Genomic DNA, 18472 nt, shown 5'->3' on the forward strand with positions numbered 1-18472 from the left:
GGTCTATTTCTATCCATGAGAAATTTCATCCTTCCAAAGTAAAAAGCTCGCACCTCATAGGTACGAGCTTGATCAATCGGGATTGTCATTCCCCATCTGGACGAAGGCTTGTTCCTGCAGACCAGGCGCTGCCGGCCGCTAATTTGTCTCGATACTCCTGCGGAGAGACGCCCTCCAGCTCTTTGAAGACGCGGGAGAAATGACGGGTATTCTCGAATCCGACGGCGGTGCCGATTTCCGCTAGCTTTAGGGATCCTTTTCCGAGCAGCTCTTTCGCTTTGCGGATTCTCACTTTTTTCAGGTAGGTAACGAAGCTCTCGCCGGTATACGCCTTAAAGGCTTCGCTGAAATAGGAGTAATTCAACGAGACGTGGTTGCTGACGATCGCCATGTTCAACTGCCGGTGGTAATGGTTCTCGATATACACCACCGCCTCTTTCATATCTCCATGCTCGCTGTGCGCGGAACGAACTTCCTTGATATATTCGTCCAATTCAGATAACAATTGCTCGAGCGATCGAAAATAGTCGTGAAAATGGCAGAAGTTCGACATGTCCCCCACTTTGCGGTACAGCTTCAACACGTCAACTGAGGCTTCGCCGTAAACACGGAACACTTCATCCAGCACCTGTTCGTTCACATGCCGGCTGACCGACTCCAAATACGAAATATCAATTTGAGGCAGCTCCTCAATGTGGAAAATTTCCTGCAGCAGCGGCCCGATTTCCTTCCCGCGATTCGTACCCAGGATATTGCCTAGCTTGCGGATGGCCTCCTGGGGTACCGGATAAAGCAGCCGCTTCATCTGCTTATCCTCATACCAAATCAGCCGGGTCTTCGGATGAATAAAAGTATATTTCAGCGCTTCGCATGCCTGTTGGTAGCACGACGGCAGATCCGACAGCCGGTTCCCCTCCTGGCTGACGCCAATCAGCATCCCGTCAAGCTCCCGTTCCGCCGCAAGCAGCGACAGTTCCTCGAACTTGCTGCACGGGCCCCCAACCAGGATCATCCGCCCCTCAAAATCCAACAAGGAAGCGCTGAGCACGCCGTCGACGCTTTCGAACATGTGCAGCGCAAGCGACTTCAGATCCTCCTTCTTCATGCGGCTGCCATCCTGATTTTTGTAGATGATCGCTGCAATCGAAAAGGGGACAACATACTGACCGAAACCGATTTCGGAACTCCATACGTCAAGGTCCTCCCCGGTCAGCCCCTGTTGCAACAGCAGCTCCTGCAGACGTACGGATTGCACCTGTTTCCGGTAGGACTCCGTTGCAGCCAATTGTTCCGCCATATGGGAGCGTTTTGCCAAATTATCCTGGCACTTGCGCAACGCCGCGAAGAGTTCATCCCGGCGAATCGGCTTCAGCAGATAGTCGACGGCCTGATAACGAATGGCCGCTTTCGCGTACCTGAAGTCCTCGTACCCGCTGAGGATGATGATTTGCGGTCGACTGTGCTGCTCGGGCGGCGGAGGTCCTTCCGACACCTGCTCGATTAACGCGATCCCATCCATGACGGGCATGCGGATATCCGTAATCATAATGTCCGCACCTTGGGTCTGGTACAGCTCAAGGGCTTCCGCCCCTTGAGCTGCCATGCTCAACTCGTATTGGCCCGGGAATTCGCGTTCAATCATCGTCTTCAGGCCCATCCGAATATTTTTCTCGTCATCCACGATCAATAGTTTTATCATCTGTGCCAACCCTCCCTGTTAACAGCACCTTTGGCATGACCAACACTACCTGGGTGTACTGTCCTTGATCGCTGAAAACCTTCAGTCCGTATTGTTTACCATAGTAAAGCCGAATGCGCTCTTGCACATTGCGAAGGCCAATCCCGTAATGGTTCGACGATTTCGGCGCAAAATTGCCCGGGACCTTATCCATCAAGCCGACCTTATCCAATTCCAGGTTTAATTCGAGCAGCGAAGCGTCGTCTACCCCTCTTCCGTTGTCCATAACAACAATCCGGATATCGCTTTGAGGTAATTCAACAACCTGGATTGAGATGCTCCGAGCTCGATCTTCTTCCCCGGTCCAGGCATGCTTCACCGCGTTCTCCACTATCGGTTGTAGCGACATCTTGAGCATTTCCATATCGAGCAGATCGTTAGGAATGTCCAACTGCAACTCAATCGGTTCATCAAATCGAATATTCATCACTTCAATATAGTTTTCAATATGGCGAATTTCATCGCGCAGCTTGACGTATTCCCCGGACCATTTGAAGTTGTACCGCATCATTCCCCCCAGGGAAGTTAAGGCGTCGGAGATTTGCCGTTGATTTTCGATTTCGGCCAGCATTTTAATGTTCTCTAACGTATTATACAGAAAATGAGCGTCAATTTGGTTATGAAGCGTACGCAATTCCGCTTCCTTCGTGAGCGCTTCTTTGTATACGGCCTGAGCCACCAGCGTATTGATCGTGTTCATCAGCTTGGAGAAATGATGCGCCAGTTCACCAACCTCGCCTCCGCCGCGGATCGTGATGCCGCTGTACGCCTCCCCGCGCCGCACCTTCTTCATCTCTTCCGTTAGCACCCGGAGATTCTTGAGTATAAACGCATTAAGAATATAAGCAATCACCGTAACAAGCGTAATAAATCCGATGTTCGCCCCAATTAAGATATTGCGCATATGTGAAATTTCTCGAAGCACGCCGTCCATCGACACAATATTTAGCAGATCCGCATTGATCCGCTCAATGGGCTTATGCAGCAGCAGAAATGATTTTCCATTTTCCTTATAATGAATATCCCAAACTCCCGTTTCTTTATAATGCATCAAGCGCTTTTGGACGACCTCACTTAAGCCAGGATTCGCCTCTAGAAAAGAATTGGTCTCACGGGTAAAAATCTGCGCTTCACTATCCACAAGCAGAATTTGGGACTCGCTGTCTTGAGATTTTGAGTAGGTTCTTGGACTGAATTTCTCGAGCAGCATATCCACCTGAACCATTCCGACATGGTTGTTCGCCGGAATGCTCATTTCCCGCAGCAGGGAAACCTTGGGCGTTGTAGCTGGAGTCTGTCCTTTATATCTTTCCATCAAATCAGGATCATTGTACAAGAAGGACCAGGATTCCATGCCCTTTAATTCCTTCGCCTTTTGATACCATGGCTCATCTGCCACACGGTATTCCCGAAAAAAAATCGGCCAAATCTCGGTGATATTACTACTGGAGAACAGGCGAAGATGTTCCACATTCGGGTTTAGATATTGAATCCAAGTTAAGCTTTTAGAGGTATTGTTGCTGAAGTTAACCAGCTCATCGGAGCCTAACTCGGTTGTGTTGGCTAGATAATCCCTCACTTTATTATCCGCATAGGCTACTTCTACTGCCCGCGCCATTGATTCGATTTGCGTTTCGATATGCTGGACTTCCATCTCCAGCAGCGAGGTATTCTTGTCCTCGGCATCACGGACATACATGTTATTGATGGCATCATACGAATAAAAGGACACCAATGCGCAGGGGCCCAAAATGATAAAAATATAAGAAGCGAGCAGACGGCTCTGAAGTGAGCGGCGCCCAAACCAATACTTAAATGAATCCCACCAAGATGCCCAGGGCCTGCTTCTCTTCATAAGCCGATCGACTCCTTTTCATTAAACGCCCAAAAGCCCGCGGTTCGCGGGCATTTTTGGGCAGAGCAATTATTGCATGCCAAGTTTTTTCTTATTCTCTTCATACTTAGTTTGCTGGAACGCCTGAACTTTGGCAAGCCCCAGATCTTCTTGCTTCTTGATATAGTCCGCCCAGATTTTATCAAATTCGGCTTCGGACGGTGCCATCAGCAATTTCGGAAGCGTCTTGCTGCGTAAATCTTTAATTTTACCAAGAATGATACCTTCGTCAGAGTTAGCCAGCGGGTCAATCAAGTCAAATTCGGAGACACTGATCGTTTTGCCGCGAGTCCAGTCTTCCAATTGTTTGTATGGCTCAACCGATTCAGGCTGCCATTGCTGCGTGATGTTCGTGTTTTGCATCATCCAGAAGGTGAAGGAAGATCCGTATTGCTTATCGAATGCAGCACGGTCTTTATTCATAAGATCAAAGGCTTCTGGTTTAAATTGGTCTTTCCCATCAATCGTGTCATAGCTGACGCCTTTTTCACCCAGGTAAAGGTCCTTCTGTCCTTCTTCACTCATCAGGTAGCTCAAGAATTTGATTGCACGAGCTTTGTCTTTTACATCCTTGGAGATCAAGGTTACTGTCCAACCAGAAATCGAAGGACCGTTCAAAGTAGGCGGATCCATTTTGGAGTTAGCCGGACCATCCACTGCGATATAAATCTTGTTTGGATCTTGTTGATACAAGGTACCCAATTGGGCAGCAAAGTCCGTGCGTTGGTACAGCATTGCGAAGTAACGACCTTGTGCAATTTTTTCTTCCATTTGAGCGCGTTTGTCGATAAAGATATCCTTCGCCAGCAAGCCTTCTTGGTTGGCTTGGCGCAGCGTTTTTAACCATGTTACATATTCCGGATCAGTTTCACGGTTGTACAACTTACCGTCTTTTTGTCTCGGAATCGCCAGGAAGTTTTGCAGATAACCTTCCAAGGAGTCATTACCGGTAGCGGTAAACTCATGCAAGCCCAGCGGAATCAGCGGTTGGCCGTTGATTTCAGGGAATTTCTCTTGAGCCGCTTTCAGAGCAGCCACGAAGCCTTCCGGTGTCCGCATGTCCGGGCTTCCGATCGCTTCATAAATGTCTTTACGTACGACAAACGTTTGGTTGGATACATAAGTGTCGCCGTATTGCTCATAGTCTTTCGGAGACGAGGAGGAGTTCGGATATCCGTAGATGTTCCCGTCCTCTTGCGTATACCAGCCCAGCTTATCCGGGTCGGCAACTTTGAAGAAGTATGGATCATATTGTTCAGCCAATTTGTTTAACGGCTCAACAAGTCCGCCTTCGATCATTTTCTTCACACCGTCTTCATACCAGCCCAGCGTAATGAAATCAGGCAGCTTGCCGGAAGCGATCAGCGTGTTCAGCTTCTCATTTTCGTTGCCGGCCGGAACGATGAAGTTAATGTCTACACCTGTTTTCTTCGTGACATATTGGGAAGTCGGGTCAACGCCCCATTTATTCGGGAACCAGGCAAAATTCAGGTACCAGTCGAATGTGATGGGTGACGTATCAGATTTCCAACCTGGTTCGTCAGCCGATGGAGTTGCAGCCGGCTCGGTAGTTTCCTGCGTATTGGTGTTGGCAGCCTTGTTGTTAGCGCTTTCTTTGGTGGCGTTGTTATTTCCGCCGCCGCAAGCAGCCAGAGACAGGACCATGATGGCCGCCATCAGCAGCATCATCATTTTTTTGGACTTGCTTTTCATGCCCATGCTTTTTTACCCCTTTTCTCATTTGGTGTAAATCCTATTATGTGCAACTCCAAAGCCGCCGGAAAGCGGCTCGGAGGAGTTACTGCATGTAAGGCGTTGCTTATAATGCCGGTTTAGCCCTTGATCGACCCGATCATCATTCCTTTGACGAAATAACGTTGCAGGAACGGATACGCAAATACGATTGGCAGGGTCGTCACGACCATCGTAGCCAGCTTAATCGATTGAGAAGTGACCGTTTTGGTCACGGCGCTGCCCTGTACGGCCGTCGTCATGATATTTGAACTTGACTGGGCCACAACCCGATAGAGGAATGTCTGTATCGGCTGCAGGTTCTCGTTGTTGACATAAATAATTCCGGTAAAATAGTCGTTCCATTGATATACCCCGTGGAACAAAGCGATCGTCGCGAGTACGGGCATCGAAACCGGAAGCACAACGCGCAGGAAAACCGTCCAATCGTTCGCTCCGTCAATTCGAGCCGCTTCCTCCAGTCCATCGGGAATTTCCCGGAAGAAGGTCATAAAGATAATGAGATCAAAGAAGCTGAACAGCACCGGAATAATGTAAACCATAAAATTATCAAGTAAGTGTAAGTCCCGGATCAACAGGAAGGTCGGAATTAGCCCCCCGGAGAAAATCATCGTGATTGTTCCCAGCAGGATGTATACCTTTCCGCCAATCAGCTCTCTGCGGGAGAAAGCATACGCGACCATCGCTGTAAAAAATACGTGAGCTACAACCCCAATGACCGTCTTTGCAACCGTAAGTCCCATCGCGGTCATGATACCCGGATTATCAAATACCGCCTTAAAATTCTCGAGACTGAACACCCGGGGCCACCAATAAATGCCCCCAAGCATGGCGTCCTTCCCGTCGTTAAAGGCATTGATCAGCACGTACCAAATCGGATACAGGGTGACGAAGCAGATCAGTAGCATTCCCAGATTGTTTAGTGAATCAAAGATGACTTCACCTTTGGTTCTGCGGCGTAATGAAAACATGTGCAGGTCCCCCTTGGCCTAAAACAACGAAGTGTCGTTGAGTTTTTTAGATACTTGGTTGGCAATCAGCAGCAGGATAAGCGCAATGACGGACTTGAACAATCCGATCGCCGTGGAGAACGAGTACCGGCCCGAAGAAATCCCTGTGTAATAAACATAGTAATCTATAACATTACTTGCACTATCGTTCAAGGAGTTACGCAATACCAAAATCTGGTCGAAGTTAGAGTTCAGCACACCGCTAACCGCCAGGATGAACAAAATACTGATGGTCGCTTTAATCGACGGAAGCGTAACGTACCACATCTGCTGGAATCGTCCGGCACCGTCAATCGTAGCAGCTTCGTACATTTCGGGAGAAATGCTCGTAATCGCCGCCAAATAGATGATCGCGGACCATCCTAGCTCCTTCCAAATATCCGAAGTGATGATGATCGTCCAGAAATATTTCGGCTCAGCCAAGAAAGAAATCGGTTTATCGATAATATGGAGTGCCATGAATATATCATTGATGATGCCTACGTCCGACAGCCAAGTGGCCAATATACCGCCAAGCACAACCCATGACAGGAAGTGAGGTAAGTAAGAGATCGTTTGGATCGCCTTCTTGTAACGAAGAGAGCGAACTTCATTCAGGAACAAGGCAAATGCGATTGGTAACGGAAACGTAAGCAACTTCAGCAAACTGATCCCGAGCGTATTTTTCATAACGTTGACGAAGTTCTCGTCTTGCAAAAATTCCTTGAAATGCGTAAGTCCGGCCCACGGGGCTTCCGCAATCGTTCGAATAATATCGTAGTCCTTAAAAGCGATGATGACACCGTACATCGGAATATAGTTGAAAATAACCATCCAGGCGATGCCGAGCAAAGCCATAATCTGAATATGCCTTTGCGTGTACAGTTTCTTCAGCCATTTTCGCCTTGACGAGGGCGGCGTTTCTATCTCTTGCATGGCTGCGGGTTGCGTTGACGGCTGCATTTCCATCCCCTCTGACCTCCAAGCTGTTCTAGTCTAGTATTGTAAGCACTTTCACCTATCTGTATCTATTGTACTTGGGATCGGGCCATAGGGTAATGCTCCAGATTTCGTATCGATGTATCCTTTTTTCGGCTAAAAAAAAGAAAACCCGTACCGAGAAGTACGGGCGTAAAAACTTACCTAATAATCAGCTCTTCCGGCTGGACGTCGTACGGTGCTCTTCTTCCTAGAAGCACGTCCAGCAATTCCGCATGGGCGGCCTTGATTTCCTGCACAAAAGCTTCATAGGGCCGATGACAAACATCTACGATCCCGATCTGATAGTTCTCCCCGTCGAACTCGGCGAGCTCCATGTGCGACCTTATCCGAAATAGTTGGATCGTTAGAACGCGATCTATTCTCCCCGTACACTTCTAAAAATGCGCTGAGAAAACTCGCTAAGACCGTTTCTCCATACAGGCCAGTCGTGGCCGCCGCTCTCCTCCACCCAAACATGGGGGATTCCTTGTTCGCTGAAATAAGCCCGTGTTCGGTCACTGACGTATTTCAGATCATCCTCTTCCCCGCAAGAGAGCCATAGCAAGCTCAAGCGTGCCGCCGTTTCCTGCGGATTTGGAGCCAACTGCTCAGGGGACTTCGTGTTGGGGGCAGGAGAGAACGCCCCGATCCAGGCAAAATGCTCCAGATGGCTAAAGCCGATGTTCAAGGTCTGCCCGCCGCCCATGGACAATCCGGCGATGGCCCTACTCTCGCGTTCCGTTTTGACCGGGTAATTTGCTTCTACAAACGGGATCAGGTCATGGAGCAAGTCCAATTCAAATCGCTCGAACGCCTGGATTTTCTCGGGGGCAAAGAGATCGCCCTCGGCCCGATCCTCCGGCATGGCACGGCCGTTCGGCATGACGACAATCATGGGCATAAGCTTCCCATCCCCATATAGCCGATCCAAAATCAGATGGGGCTCCCCATGCTCAAACCATTCGTTCTCATCCCCGCCTATCCCATGTAAAAGATAAAGTACGGGATACTCTTGATCCCGGGTAAATCCGGGAGGCGTATAGACTCTTACTTTACGCCGGGTTCCGACGGTAGTGGAGTCATACTCCACGATCTCGACACGTCCGCAGTGCGGATGACCGGACGTATTGGATATTTGCCTATTCATGATCTTCATCCTCTCCGACATTGGATGAATGAATTATAGCGCTCCCCAAAAACGAGGGATAGGCAAAAAATAAAGATCTCATCCACTTTTCTTCAATAAAAACAGGCGAACGATCTCGTTCAATGATATGAACCGGATCGTTCGCCTGCTTGATTCCGAAGCTTCGGAGTTTATTTTGCGTTAAAACCTAAGGCTTTCATCAGCTTCGTAAAGACTTCTGTATTTTCAAAAACGCCGGTGAACAAATTGGCATTCTTGCCCATCGCCGTAACTGGAATATCGACGGCCGTATGACCGGACGTTGTCCAATCAACAACAAATTGTTCCTTGGAGCCCGCGATCGTAAACGGTCCGTCTTCCTTGGAAATCGCATCCCCGGATTCGTCCTCTGCATCCACCGGCTCGATCGAAAGACCGCCGGTCTCATGGTCGGCTAATACCAGTACAAGGGTATCCGGGTTTTTCTTGGCGAAATCCTTAGCGACCTGTACAGCTTTATCCAGCTGCTGGCCGGCTTTAATGGTTAAAGCGGCATTGTTCTCGTGCGCCATTTCGTCCGTAGCTTCCTCTTCGACCATCAGGAAGAAGCCTTTCTTGTTTTGCGACAGCGTGTCGATCGCTTTCTGGGTCATCTCCGGAAGTGAAACGACCGGGTTGTAAATATCGCCGTCCCCTTCTTCTCTCTGCTGGAACATCTCTTCATTGGCAAACAGACCGAGAAGCTTACCGCCCTTTGCTTTTTGCAGATCTTGTTTATTGTGAACATAGGTGTAACCCAGCTGTTTGGCTTTCTCAACGAGGTTGCCTTGGGTTCCTTTACTCTTCTCGGAAGGATCCTCCGCCGGTTCGTCCTGGAAAGCGCCGGGATTGCCTGGCGGGAACCAGAAATCCTCGCCTCCACCCAACAGAACATCTACCTTGCTTTTCGTCAATAATTGCAGTGCGATATCGCTTTGTGCGGAACGATCCTCCACATGAGCACCAAAGGCAGCCCCGGTCGCGTCCGTCACCTGGCTCGTCGTCACAACCCCTGTAGACAATCCTGCTTGTTTCGCGTATTCCATGATCGTTTTAACCGGCTTCTTGTTGGCGTCCATGCCAATAGCACCGTTATAGGTTTTTACTCCGCTGGCATAGGCGGTAGCAGAAGCTGCCGAATCGGTTACGGCCGACGTCGAGCTTGTATGTACCAGTCCAGCATAAGGCATGTCGTCCATCGCCAGCTTGCCTTTCTCTCCTACCGTTGCCAACCGAATGGCGTTGCGCGCTGCATTCCCCATGCCGTCACCAACGAACAAGATCACGTTCTTGGTGTGGGAGGAGGCTGCTACTGCCGGACTCGGAGACTGTGCGGTCAGAATTCCGGTTACCGCAACCGCTGCCGCCGCAGTCACCACAAATGCCGTTCTTAAACGCATGCTTTTTGCCAGTTTCATAAAGTACGAACCTCCTAAATGATTTGAGTTTCCGTACTCTATGATAAATTTCGTAAATTAACGAGATATGTAGAGAATGTAAAAGATTGTTAAATCGGAGGCTGGATCCCGTTCCAACCGCCAACCTCGCATTGACCGTATTCATTATAGCCGGCAGCAACAACCGTCCCATCCGCCTTTAAGCCAAGCGTATGAACGCACCCCGCAGCGATCGCGACAATCCCGTGCCAGCGGGTAACCTCCCCTTGCCCAAATTGTTTCGAGCCCGTCGCCATCACGGTACCGTCCGATTTTAAGCCAAGCGTATGATAGCTGCCGGCGGCAATTGCCACAATCTCGCGCCAGTCCTCTACCTCGCATTGGCCATGCTTGTTTAATCCCGCCGCTACCACGGTGCCATCCGATCGAAGACCCACGGTATGAAGATACCCTGCCGCCACTTCCGTGATTTCATGCCAAAGGCTCACATTACACTGCCCATAACGATTGTTCCCCGCCATCGTCACCGTACCATCCAATCGAAGCCCGGCGGTATGCCAATCCCCTGCCGAAATTGCCACGATATCCCGCCAGTCGCTGACTTCGCATTGGCCTTCCGCATTCCGCCCCACGGCCACTACCGTACCATCGGATTTTAGCCCGAGCGTTCTGCGCCAACCTGCCGTGATCGCCACGATCTCGCTCCAGCCGTTCACTTCACATTGGTGATGCCCGTTCCACCCTGTCGCCACCACCGTGCCGTCAGAGCGAAGTCCTACGGAATGCGAATTTCCCGTGTTCGCCGCCATATGTACATTTCCGGCCGCCACCGCTACGATATGCCGCCAATCGTCAACCTTACATTGACCTGATTTCGCATCTCCAACTGCAACCACCGTGCCGTCCGAGCGAAGTCCTACGGAATGGCGCGGGCCTGCGGCCAGAGGCGATTTAAGCCGAGGTTTTGCCTGAAACACCGGATGATTGGATGAAAATGGCTCCATATTTTGCCTCCTTGCATATAAATCCAGTTGACCTCATCATACGAAAAGCTTCCGAAAAAAATCAAACAAAATCATAAGATTAACGTGTCGAACCTAAAGCGACCGAAACTTATGATGAGATTGTGACACAGCTAGCCGCCTTTTCCGTGGCGGGCTACTTCGGGGGTGATGTATGAATCAACCGGCTCAAGTCATCTTGTTGACGGACGCCGACAATCCGGTGGGAAAAGCAATGATTCGCCGTTTCGCCGGGGAGGGCGCCCATTTTTTGCTGAACAGCGAGTCCAATGGAACCGCGGCGATCGCCGAGATCGACTTCGCCAAGGCGTCCGGCTCCAAAGTGATCGTAAGGAACGTCGATCTGAGCGCAGACGCGGGTGCCAGTGAGCTTGTCCTGCTGGCGGAGCGGGAGCTAGGTCCACTCGACGTACTGATCCATAACAACGACCGGCTCGTCTCGATGTCCATCGAAGGCGGCCCTGAACCCTCCTACCGCGAGGTAATAAATGCCAACGCTAAGTCGGCCTTTCTTTGCGCGAGGGCTGCTGGAAAGGTGATGGCCCCACGAGAGTCTGGCTGCATCCTCTTCGTCTCCTCCATCCATGCCGAGAAGCCCACCGGCTCCTCCTTCGCGTACAGCGCCTCCAAGGGCGCAATCAAGATGCTGGCCAAAGAAGCGGCCCTTGAGCTTGGGCGGCACGGCATCCGCGTAAATACGATTGAAGTCGGTCCGCTGGAAGGCGACAACGAACGGTTCCAAAGTTCGCTGACGACGCTTTATCGTAGTTACGATACCAAGGTTCCAAGCGCCCGACTAGGTACCGCGGAGGACATCGCAAATGTCGCCTGCTTCCTGGCGTCGGAGGAGGCGCGTTACGTAAACGGCGCGGATCTCCGGCTGGACGGGGGTTTCCTGCTTCATTATATGGATCACAAAATGAAACAGCCAAGGAGCGGTGATTCGCCATGAGTATCGCGGGTAAAGTTGTCCTCGTAACGGGCTCCGGAACCGGCATCGGACAGGGGATCGCCCTTGAGATGGCGAAAAGAGGCGCCATCACCGCTCTCCACTATAACCGCAGCGAAGCCGGCGTTCTTCAGACGAAGCAACAAATCGACGAGGCGGGAGGCGATAGCTTGATCGTCCAGGCGGATGTGTCGAAACAGAAAGATATTGCCGCGATGGTTCGCCAGATCGAAAGTCGCGCCGGCGAAATCGACGTTCTCGTCAACAATGCCGCCGTGCAGTTGAACTACGACCTCTTCAAGCATGACGGCGAGACCTTCGACCGGATGTTTGATACCAACGTAAAGGGTTACTGGCAGTGTATCCAGGCCGTCGTTCCCGGCATGAAGCGGAAGGGAAGCGGCCGCATCATCCTGATCTCCTCGGTGCATGCCAAGCGCCCCACCGATTTTGATCCGGTTTATGCCATGACCAAAGGCGCGATCCGCATGCTTGGGCGGGAAAGTGCGATCGAGCTGGCTCCGTACGGCATCACGGTGAACACGATCGAGCCGGGAGCCGTTGATGTGGGCAAATACAACCTCATCTTGCCGGACGATCCGGACGCGGAGAAGAAACGGGAAGCGCGGCGCAAGCACCATCAGGAGAAATTTCCGATGGGCCGCGTGGGTCTCCCGCTCGATGTCGCCCACCTCGCCTGCTTTCTTGCTTCAGACGAAAGCGAATACATGACGGGCTCCGCCATCCGGCTCGACGGCGGAAGCATGCTGCTGTAACGCAGCTGCTGCAATCATCCGATTTTAGGAGTGATCTCATGGTGAACAAAGAAACGTACGAACAGACGTTGGCCCATGTCCGGACCGCCTCCAACCCTTCGGAGCTGCGCATTACCGATATTCGCTTCACCGATATCGTTGGCGGGCCGTTCCACAGCAGCCTGATTAAGGTATATACCAACCAAGGGCTGGTTGGCTTCGGGGAAGTCCGGGACGGGGCGGACAAGGTGTACGCCCTCATGCTGAAGAGCCGGCTTCTCGGGGAGAACCCGTGTAACATCGACAAGCTGTTCCGCCGGATCAAACAGTTTGGCGGCCATGCCCGCCAAGGCGGAGGCGTCAGCGGAATCGAGCTGGCGCTTTGGGATCTGGCCGGCAAGGCGTACGGCGTGCCGATCTACCAGATGCTTGGCGGCAAGTTCCGCGACCGGATCCGTATGTATTGCGACACGGACGTGGACGGCAAGGATACCGGAAAAGCGATGGGCGAGGCGCTCAAGAAGCGGATGGAAGCCGGCTTCACCTTCCTCAAGATGGACCTGGGCATCGGCCAGATCATCGACGAACCGGGGACGCTTAGCGCGCCGCTCGGCTTCCTGGAGGAGATGCGGGAGATCTCGAAACGCCGGTACGCCCGGAACACGGGGAGTCTCACCGAACAAGAGCTTCGCGAGATCAAAAACCGCCACTACGATATCAACAACATCCCTCATCCTTTCACCGGCATCCACATTACCGAAAAAGGCCTCGACCTGCTGGAACAATACGTCGCCGAGGTTCGGTCGGTCATTGGCACCCAAGTGCCGCTCGCGATCGACCACTTCGGCCATATCGGACTAGAAGACTGCATCAAGCTGGGCCGACGCATCGACAAGTATAACCTCGCCTGGATGGAGGATATGATTCCATGGCAGTATACCGATCAGTACGCCCGGTTGTCCCGCGCCGTGACGACGCCGATCTGTACAGGCGAAGACATCTATTTAAAAGAGAACTTCAAGCCGCTGCTCGAAGCCGGCGGCGTGTCTGTGGTCCATCCGGACATCCTGACGTCCGGAGGCATCCTCGAGACGAAGAAGATTGGGGACATGGCGCAGGATTACGGTGTGGCGATGGCGATTCATATGGCGGAAAGCCCCATCGCTTGCCTAGCCGCCGCTCACGTCGCCGCAGCGACCGAGAACTTCCTTGCACTCGAATACCATTCCTGTGAAGTGGATTGGTGGGACGACATCGTGATCGGCAGCCGCCTCCCGGAAAAGCTCGTCCAGAACGGCTTCATCACCTTGACGGACGCCCCCGGACTGGGGATCGACGATTTGAATGACGAAGTATTGGCTGAGCATCTTCATCCCGAAATCGGCGGCCTCTGGGAAGCAACGGATCAATGGAATCATCATTATTCTAACGACCGGCAGTGGAGCTAACGCTCCGCTGTTTTTTTTCTTGCACGTAAAAAAGGATCGTCCTAACGGCACACGCCGATCAGGACGATCCTTTGCTTACTTAACGGAGGAAACACCACTCATCTTGGCCGCCGCCTCCATCAATCCGGTAATATATCCTACGCCAAACAAGCGGCCAAGCAGCTCATATCCCGGATTCTCATTGCTTTCGCCTTCCATCGTTGGCACATGGTCCGGTCTGGCCGGACCGTCAAAGCCGATCTCGTAATACGTCCTCATCGCTTCGAGCATATCCGTCTGACCGTCGTCATGGAACGTCTCCTCGAATTTCTCCGGCGTGCCCTTCACATCGCGGAAGTGGACGAAAAACAGCTTCTGCTGATCGGCAAAATGCCGGATCACCGCCGGAATGTCCTCGCCGGCCGTTGCCAGCGTTCCTTGGCAGAGCGTAATGCCGCTGTACGCACTGGGCACCAGATCGATCGCCCGCTGCAGCGCCGCCGCGTTCGTCAAGATCCGGGATACGCCGCGGATCGGCGTAATCGGCGGGTCGTCCGGATGAAGCGCCAGCTTCACCCGGGCGGATTCCGCGACGGGAACGATTTTTTCCAGGAAATAATGGAGATTCTCCCACAGCTGCTCCTCCGTCACGATTCCAGCTTCCGTCAGCGGAGCATCCGCCATCAGACTATGATCGTAGCTGGAGACGAGCGCGCCTCCCCGCGTCCGGGTCGTTGTAGACGTGCGGAACCAGTTGAATTGCGCCATAAAGTTATAGCAGAGCACGTGAATGCCGGCGGCCCCCATATTCACGATAAATTGCTGAAACGTCTCGATCTCTTCGTCACGGCCAGGAGCTCCCAGCTTGATCTTATTGCTTGGCGGCATCGATTCGATGACGGACAAGGTGAGCCCAAAGTCGGCGTAGCGCTGCTTCATCCGAATGAGCGGCATCAAATCCCACGGCTTCTCTGTATTCTCTTCCCAAGGCAGCCCGCTGACCGCGTAATTCACGTTCATCTGCTTCGCCAAATGCCACAGTTGACTAGGTTGGGAGGGAAGAAATTCCGCAAGCTGCATCTCGTTTATCCCCGCTTTCTATCGCTTATTTACCTGCCTTGGCGGCCAGGTCTTTGCCAAGCTTATCGATCTTATTAAAAGCTTCTTCGATGGACTGCTGACCAAACGTCACCGCGTCCATCTCCTTCTTGTAGGTATCCACCCACTCCGAAAAACCGGGAGCCGGGGAATAGAACGGCAACGCCTTATCTACGGACAGATCGTAAATTTCTTTGCCAAGCTTATCTTTCGTCTCCAGATTCGGTTCCAGCTTATTGTAGATGTCTGGATTAATCGGAATGCCGCGGGTCAAGCCAAGCGCGTCGCCTGCGGCTTCATCGGTAATAAACCATTTGACGAACTTCTTGGCTTCCTCCTTGTTCTTCGAATTGGTACTGACGCTGAGGAAAATCGTCGACTGCGCCCAGCCGCCGCCCGCAGGTCCGGTGGGCATATTTACGACGCCTACTTTGCCCGGCATGAGCAGTTCGAGAGCGCTGACCGAACCAGTGGTTGCTCCTCTCGTCATGACGACACCGCTTGCCATGGGGTCTGCCTGCGGATCGTTCTCGAGGAAGGCGGCGGACTGCTCCGCCGGAGGTACGATTTTATCCTTGCGGAACTGTTCGTAGGTTTGATAGAAGTTCATAAACAGGTCTTTATCGAGCGTAAAGGTTTTTCCCCCGTCAGACATGATCGGCGGTTTCCCCATTGCCGTTTGGTAGTAGTTGAAGAAGTCCCAGGTGGTTGTATCGCCGATCGGATACTTGCCCTCCGGCAGCTTGGCGCGGGCGTCTCTCGCCCATTGGAAGTACTCGTCGTAGGTCCAATCCTTATGCGGCAGCGGGATGCCATATTGCTCGAGCTCAACCTTGTTAAAAGCGGTGCCCTGCGCGTTCTGGCTGAGCGGAATGCCGTACAGCTTACCGTCGACCTTGAGGTTCTCGATCACACCGGGATCCACAATGCCGGTCAGGTCGATATCCGACAGATCCTCCAGTTGTCCCCGGCTGACGTATTCCTGTAAGTACGCCGCATCCATTTGAAGCACATCCGTCATTGTTTTGGACGCTGCTAACGTCGGCAGCTTCTGCCAATAAGCGTCCCAAGCCATAAATTCGGGCTTGAATTTCACGCCGGGATTTTGCTGCGTATAGAGGTCCAGGGCTTTCTGCGTCGCTTCGTGGCGCGCATCCGTCCCCCACCACATGATGCTAAGCGTCTTCTCTCCGCCGGACCCTCTGTTTCCGCCGTTCCCCCCGCCGCTTCCACCGGAGTTCCCGCCGGAATCACCTCCGGCATTGCCTCCGCCCCCGCCTCCGCCGCAAGCCGTCAGGGCTAGAAGCAGGGCTAGAAGAAGTGCAGTCGCGCTCATCCATCTCGTTTTGCTCATCCTTGATTTCCCCTTTCGAATGATATATTCAAGCGATTGATTCCAGTTCATCAAGCTAACGTTAGCCTTTAAGCCCTGTCGTTGCGATCCCTTCCACGAAGTGTTTCTGTGCGAACAGGAAGATAAGCGCGGAAGGAACGACGGACAGGAGCGACATCGCCAGCAGTTGCCCCCACTGAATCTCAAACTGGTCAATGAATCCCCGAAGTGCCAAACCAACCGTAAATTTATCCACGGAGCTGAGATACAACACCTGCGAGAAGAAATCGTCCCAGCTCCAGATGAAGGTGAAGATCGCTACCGTAACCAGCGCCGGCTTGATCAGCGGAAATACGATCCACAGGAAGATGCCGTATACCGAGGCACCGTCGATTTTTGCCGCCATATCCAAGTCTCGGGGGATGCCTCGGATAAATTGGACGAGAAGGAAGATGAAGAATGCCCCTCCGCCGAAGAAATGCGGCAGCACCAACGGAACATAGCTGTCGACGAAGCCAAAGGAGTTAAACAGAATATATTGAGGAACAACCGTCACCTGGCCCGGCAGCATCATCGTCAGCAGGAGAACCGAGAACCAGAAGCCCCGCAGCTTGAAGTTCAGCCTGCCGAAGCCGTAAGCAACGACCGCGGCTGTCAACACACCCCCCAATACGTTCCCCACCTCCATCAAGAGCGTGTTGCCAAAGAAATGGGCAAACGTGTAGTCGTTGGAGTAATGCCAGCCGTTGCTATAGTTCTCCCACATCGGTGACCGCGGCCACAGCGTGGGCAAGCTCAGCTCTTCGGTCTTTTTTAGCGAAGCGCCAACCCACCAAATCACCGGATACAACATGAGGAGCGAGAATAGGGTCAGAAGCAGATGATGAATTAGCTTAGAGCCCGCCTTCATTTCGATCCTCCCCCTTCCGATTCATAGAACACCCAGTATCGGGATGCGGCGAAGTTCATGATGGTCAGCAGCCCAACGATGGCCAGCAAGATCCAAGCCAGCGCCGAGGCATAGCCCATCTGGTAATGCTTGAACGCTTTTTCATACAGGAATAAGGCGTACACATAAGTGGAATTGACCGGTCCGCCCTTTGTAATAATGAAAGCGGAGGTGAAGGTTTGGAAGGAGCCGATCACGCCGAGAATTAAGTTAAAGAACATCACGGGGGACAACATTGGCAGCGTGATGCTGATGAATCGGCGGAACTTGTTTGCGCCGTCCACCGCCGCGGATTCGTACAGCTCCTGAGGGATCTGCTTAAGCCCGGCCAGGAAGATAACCATCGTTGAGCCAAACTGCCACGTATTCAACAAAATCAACGTTCCGAGCGAGGTGTCCGGGTTGGTAATCCAACCGGCGCCCTGGATGCCAAACCAGGCGAGCACCTGATTGATGTAGCCATCCAGCCCGAACATGTTGCGCCACAAAGCCGCAACCGCGATGCTGCCGCCAATCAGCGAAGGGAAATAGATTGCCGTCCGGTACAGGTTCATGCCCTTCAGCTTCTGATTTAGCGCCATCGCGACAAGCAGCGAAAAAAGCAGCTTCAGCGGCACGGAGAATAAAACAAACGTAAAGGTCACGCTAAGCGATTTCGTAAAGGTTGAATCATTTGTAAAAATATTGACGTAGTTACTTGTTCCCGTCCATATCGGATCTTCCAGCAGCGAATAATCCGTAAACGACAGGTACAACGATTGGGCGATCGGCCATAACGTCAGCAATAGAAAGCCGATAAGCCACGGGGAAATAAAAACATAACCGGCCAGATGGTTTGCTCCGGTCTTCACGCGCTTTCGGACGGTGCGTCCCGCTTTTCCGGCCTCGTTAGCGGCATTGGTTTGTGCAGCCATCCTATGGACTCCTCCCCTCTTGCGATCCACGATGTGATCCATGTTGTAGTACTACTTTATGCGAATGCGCTTTCACGATTAAAGGAGACGAATTTATGATATTGTTTGT

16 protein-coding genes are annotated in these 18472 nt (G+C 52.2%); 3 read left to right on the forward strand and 13 right to left on the reverse strand.

All coding sequences use genetic code 11. From position 1 onward, the window contains the following. Nucleotides 1-85: 85 nt before the first annotated feature. From BN3277_RS19720 to BN3277_RS19755, 9 genes are all read right to left on the reverse strand, one after another. Entirely contained in the window at nucleotides 86-1699 is a 1614-nt protein-coding gene (locus BN3277_RS19720; RefSeq protein ID WP_059045669.1) for a response regulator, read from the reverse strand. Further along, nucleotides 1674-3593: a cache domain-containing sensor histidine kinase gene (locus tag BN3277_RS19725; RefSeq protein ID WP_059045670.1), complete on the reverse strand. Its 1920-nt coding sequence runs from the start codon at nucleotides 3591-3593 to the stop codon at nucleotides 1674-1676. Before BN3277_RS19725 ends, BN3277_RS19720 begins: the two co-directional genes overlap by 26 nt. 69 nt (nucleotides 3594-3662) lie before the next feature. Beyond that, on the reverse strand, nucleotides 3663-5351 hold the full coding sequence (locus BN3277_RS19730; protein WP_059045672.1) for a type 2 periplasmic-binding domain-containing protein: 1689 nt from the start codon (nucleotides 5349-5351) through the stop codon (nucleotides 3663-3665). A gap of 113 nt (nucleotides 5352-5464) precedes the next feature. Continuing rightward, on the reverse strand, nucleotides 5465-6355 hold the full coding sequence (locus BN3277_RS19735; RefSeq protein WP_059045674.1) for a carbohydrate ABC transporter permease: 891 nt from the start codon (nucleotides 6353-6355) through the stop codon (nucleotides 5465-5467). An 18-nt stretch (nucleotides 6356-6373) separates the two neighbouring features. Further along, a complete protein-coding gene (locus BN3277_RS19740; RefSeq protein ID WP_059045678.1) occupies nucleotides 6374-7342 on the reverse strand; it encodes an ABC transporter permease in 969 nt (322 codons plus the stop codon). 170 nt (nucleotides 7343-7512) lie between these two features. Next, nucleotides 7513-7689, reverse strand: coding sequence for a hypothetical protein (locus BN3277_RS25610; protein WP_157688741.1), 177 nt, complete (start codon nucleotides 7687-7689; stop codon nucleotides 7513-7515). Between the two features lie 41 nt (nucleotides 7690-7730). Next, nucleotides 7731-8501, reverse strand: a complete 771-nt coding sequence (locus BN3277_RS19745; RefSeq protein WP_232436474.1) for an alpha/beta hydrolase — start codon at nucleotides 8499-8501, stop codon at nucleotides 7731-7733. 170 nt (nucleotides 8502-8671) lie between these two features. Continuing rightward, nucleotides 8672-9937, reverse strand: a complete 1266-nt coding sequence (locus BN3277_RS19750) for an alkaline phosphatase (protein ID WP_082691534.1) — start codon at nucleotides 9935-9937, stop codon at nucleotides 8672-8674. Nucleotides 9938-10026: 89 nt separating this feature from the next. Next, on the reverse strand, nucleotides 10027-10920 hold the full coding sequence (locus tag BN3277_RS19755) for an RCC1 domain-containing protein (protein WP_059045681.1): 894 nt from the start codon (nucleotides 10918-10920) through the stop codon (nucleotides 10027-10029). 172 nt (nucleotides 10921-11092) lie between these two features. Between BN3277_RS19755 and BN3277_RS19760 the strand changes: the two genes are divergently transcribed. From BN3277_RS19760 to BN3277_RS19770, 3 genes are read left to right on the forward strand one after another with little or no spacing between them, the layout of a single operon-like run. Then, the gene (locus BN3277_RS19760; RefSeq protein ID WP_059045683.1) at nucleotides 11093-11890 is read left to right on the forward strand and encodes an SDR family NAD(P)-dependent oxidoreductase; all 798 of its coding nucleotides are present in this window, start codon (nucleotides 11093-11095) and stop codon (nucleotides 11888-11890) included. Continuing rightward, a complete protein-coding gene (locus BN3277_RS19765) occupies nucleotides 11887-12663 on the forward strand; it encodes an SDR family NAD(P)-dependent oxidoreductase (protein WP_059045685.1) in 777 nt (258 codons plus the stop codon). The genes BN3277_RS19760 and BN3277_RS19765 overlap by 4 nt, the downstream gene beginning before the upstream one ends. 38 nt (nucleotides 12664-12701) lie before the next feature. Beyond that, nucleotides 12702-14090 carry a mandelate racemase/muconate lactonizing enzyme family protein gene (locus BN3277_RS19770; protein ID WP_059045687.1) on the forward strand — a complete coding sequence of 463 codons (1389 nt, stop codon included), beginning with the start codon at nucleotides 12702-12704 and terminating at the stop codon, nucleotides 14088-14090. Between the two features lie 75 nt (nucleotides 14091-14165). On the opposite strand, the gene BN3277_RS19775 is transcribed toward BN3277_RS19770, so the two are convergent. The 4 genes from BN3277_RS19775 to BN3277_RS19790 all read right to left on the reverse strand — a co-directional run bounded on the left by BN3277_RS19775 (nucleotide 14166) and on the right by BN3277_RS19790 (nucleotide 18363). After that, on the reverse strand, nucleotides 14166-15149 hold the full coding sequence (locus tag BN3277_RS19775) for a mannonate dehydratase (protein ID WP_059045690.1): 984 nt from the start codon (nucleotides 15147-15149) through the stop codon (nucleotides 14166-14168). Nucleotides 15150-15174: 25 nt separating this feature from the next. After that, nucleotides 15175-16521 (reverse strand): ABC transporter substrate-binding protein, encoded by a 1347-nt coding sequence (locus BN3277_RS19780; RefSeq protein WP_059045692.1) that lies wholly within the window; start codon nucleotides 16519-16521, stop codon nucleotides 15175-15177. Between the two features lie 61 nt (nucleotides 16522-16582). Further along, entirely contained in the window at nucleotides 16583-17410 is an 828-nt protein-coding gene (locus BN3277_RS19785) for a carbohydrate ABC transporter permease (RefSeq protein WP_059045695.1), read from the reverse strand. Beyond that, the gene (locus BN3277_RS19790) at nucleotides 17407-18363 is read right to left on the reverse strand and encodes a carbohydrate ABC transporter permease (protein ID WP_059045697.1); all 957 of its coding nucleotides are present in this window, start codon (nucleotides 18361-18363) and stop codon (nucleotides 17407-17409) included. Before BN3277_RS19790 ends, BN3277_RS19785 begins: the two co-directional genes overlap by 4 nt. Nucleotides 18364-18472 lie beyond the last annotated feature (109 nt).

The organism is Paenibacillus rubinfantis, assembly GCF_001486505.1.
Lineage (GTDB): Bacteria > Bacillota > Bacilli > Paenibacillales > Paenibacillaceae > Fontibacillus > Fontibacillus rubinfantis.

Bases quoted from the DNA above. Each gene is read 5' to 3' on its own strand.
- BN3277_RS19720 (WP_059045669.1), bottom strand. From the start codon at position 1,699: ATGATAAAACTATTGATCGTGGATGACGAGAAAAATATTCGGATGGGC.
- BN3277_RS19725 (WP_059045670.1), bottom strand. From the start codon at position 3,593: ATGAAGAGAAGCAGGCCCTGGGCATCTTGGTGGGATTCATTTAAGTAT.
- BN3277_RS19730 (WP_059045672.1), bottom strand. From the start codon at position 5,351: ATGGGCATGAAAAGCAAGTCCAAAAAAATGATGATGCTGCTGATGGCG.
- BN3277_RS19735 (WP_059045674.1), bottom strand. From the start codon at position 6,355: ATGTTTTCATTACGCCGCAGAACCAAAGGTGAAGTCATCTTTGATTCA.
- BN3277_RS19740 (WP_059045678.1), bottom strand. From the start codon at position 7,342: ATGGAAATGCAGCCGTCAACGCAACCCGCAGCCATGCAAGAGATAGAA.
- BN3277_RS25610 (WP_157688741.1), bottom strand. From the start codon at position 7,689: ATGGAGCTCGCCGAGTTCGACGGGGAGAACTATCAGATCGGGATCGTA.
- BN3277_RS19745 (WP_232436474.1), bottom strand. From the start codon at position 8,501: ATGAATAGGCAAATATCCAATACGTCCGGTCATCCGCACTGCGGACGT.
- BN3277_RS19750 (WP_082691534.1), bottom strand. From the start codon at position 9,937: ATGAAACTGGCAAAAAGCATGCGTTTAAGAACGGCATTTGTGGTGACT.
- BN3277_RS19755 (WP_059045681.1), bottom strand. From the start codon at position 10,920: ATGGAGCCATTTTCATCCAATCATCCGGTGTTTCAGGCAAAACCTCGG.
- BN3277_RS19760 (WP_059045683.1), top strand. From the start codon at position 11,093: ATGAATCAACCGGCTCAAGTCATCTTGTTGACGGACGCCGACAATCCG.
- BN3277_RS19765 (WP_059045685.1), top strand. From the start codon at position 11,887: ATGAGTATCGCGGGTAAAGTTGTCCTCGTAACGGGCTCCGGAACCGGC.
- BN3277_RS19770 (WP_059045687.1), top strand. From the start codon at position 12,702: ATGGTGAACAAAGAAACGTACGAACAGACGTTGGCCCATGTCCGGACC.
- BN3277_RS19775 (WP_059045690.1), bottom strand. From the start codon at position 15,149: ATGCAGCTTGCGGAATTTCTTCCCTCCCAACCTAGTCAACTGTGGCAT.
- BN3277_RS19780 (WP_059045692.1), bottom strand. From the start codon at position 16,521: ATGAGCAAAACGAGATGGATGAGCGCGACTGCACTTCTTCTAGCCCTG.
- BN3277_RS19785 (WP_059045695.1), bottom strand. From the start codon at position 17,410: ATGAAGGCGGGCTCTAAGCTAATTCATCATCTGCTTCTGACCCTATTC.
- BN3277_RS19790 (WP_059045697.1), bottom strand. From the start codon at position 18,363: ATGGCTGCACAAACCAATGCCGCTAACGAGGCCGGAAAAGCGGGACGC.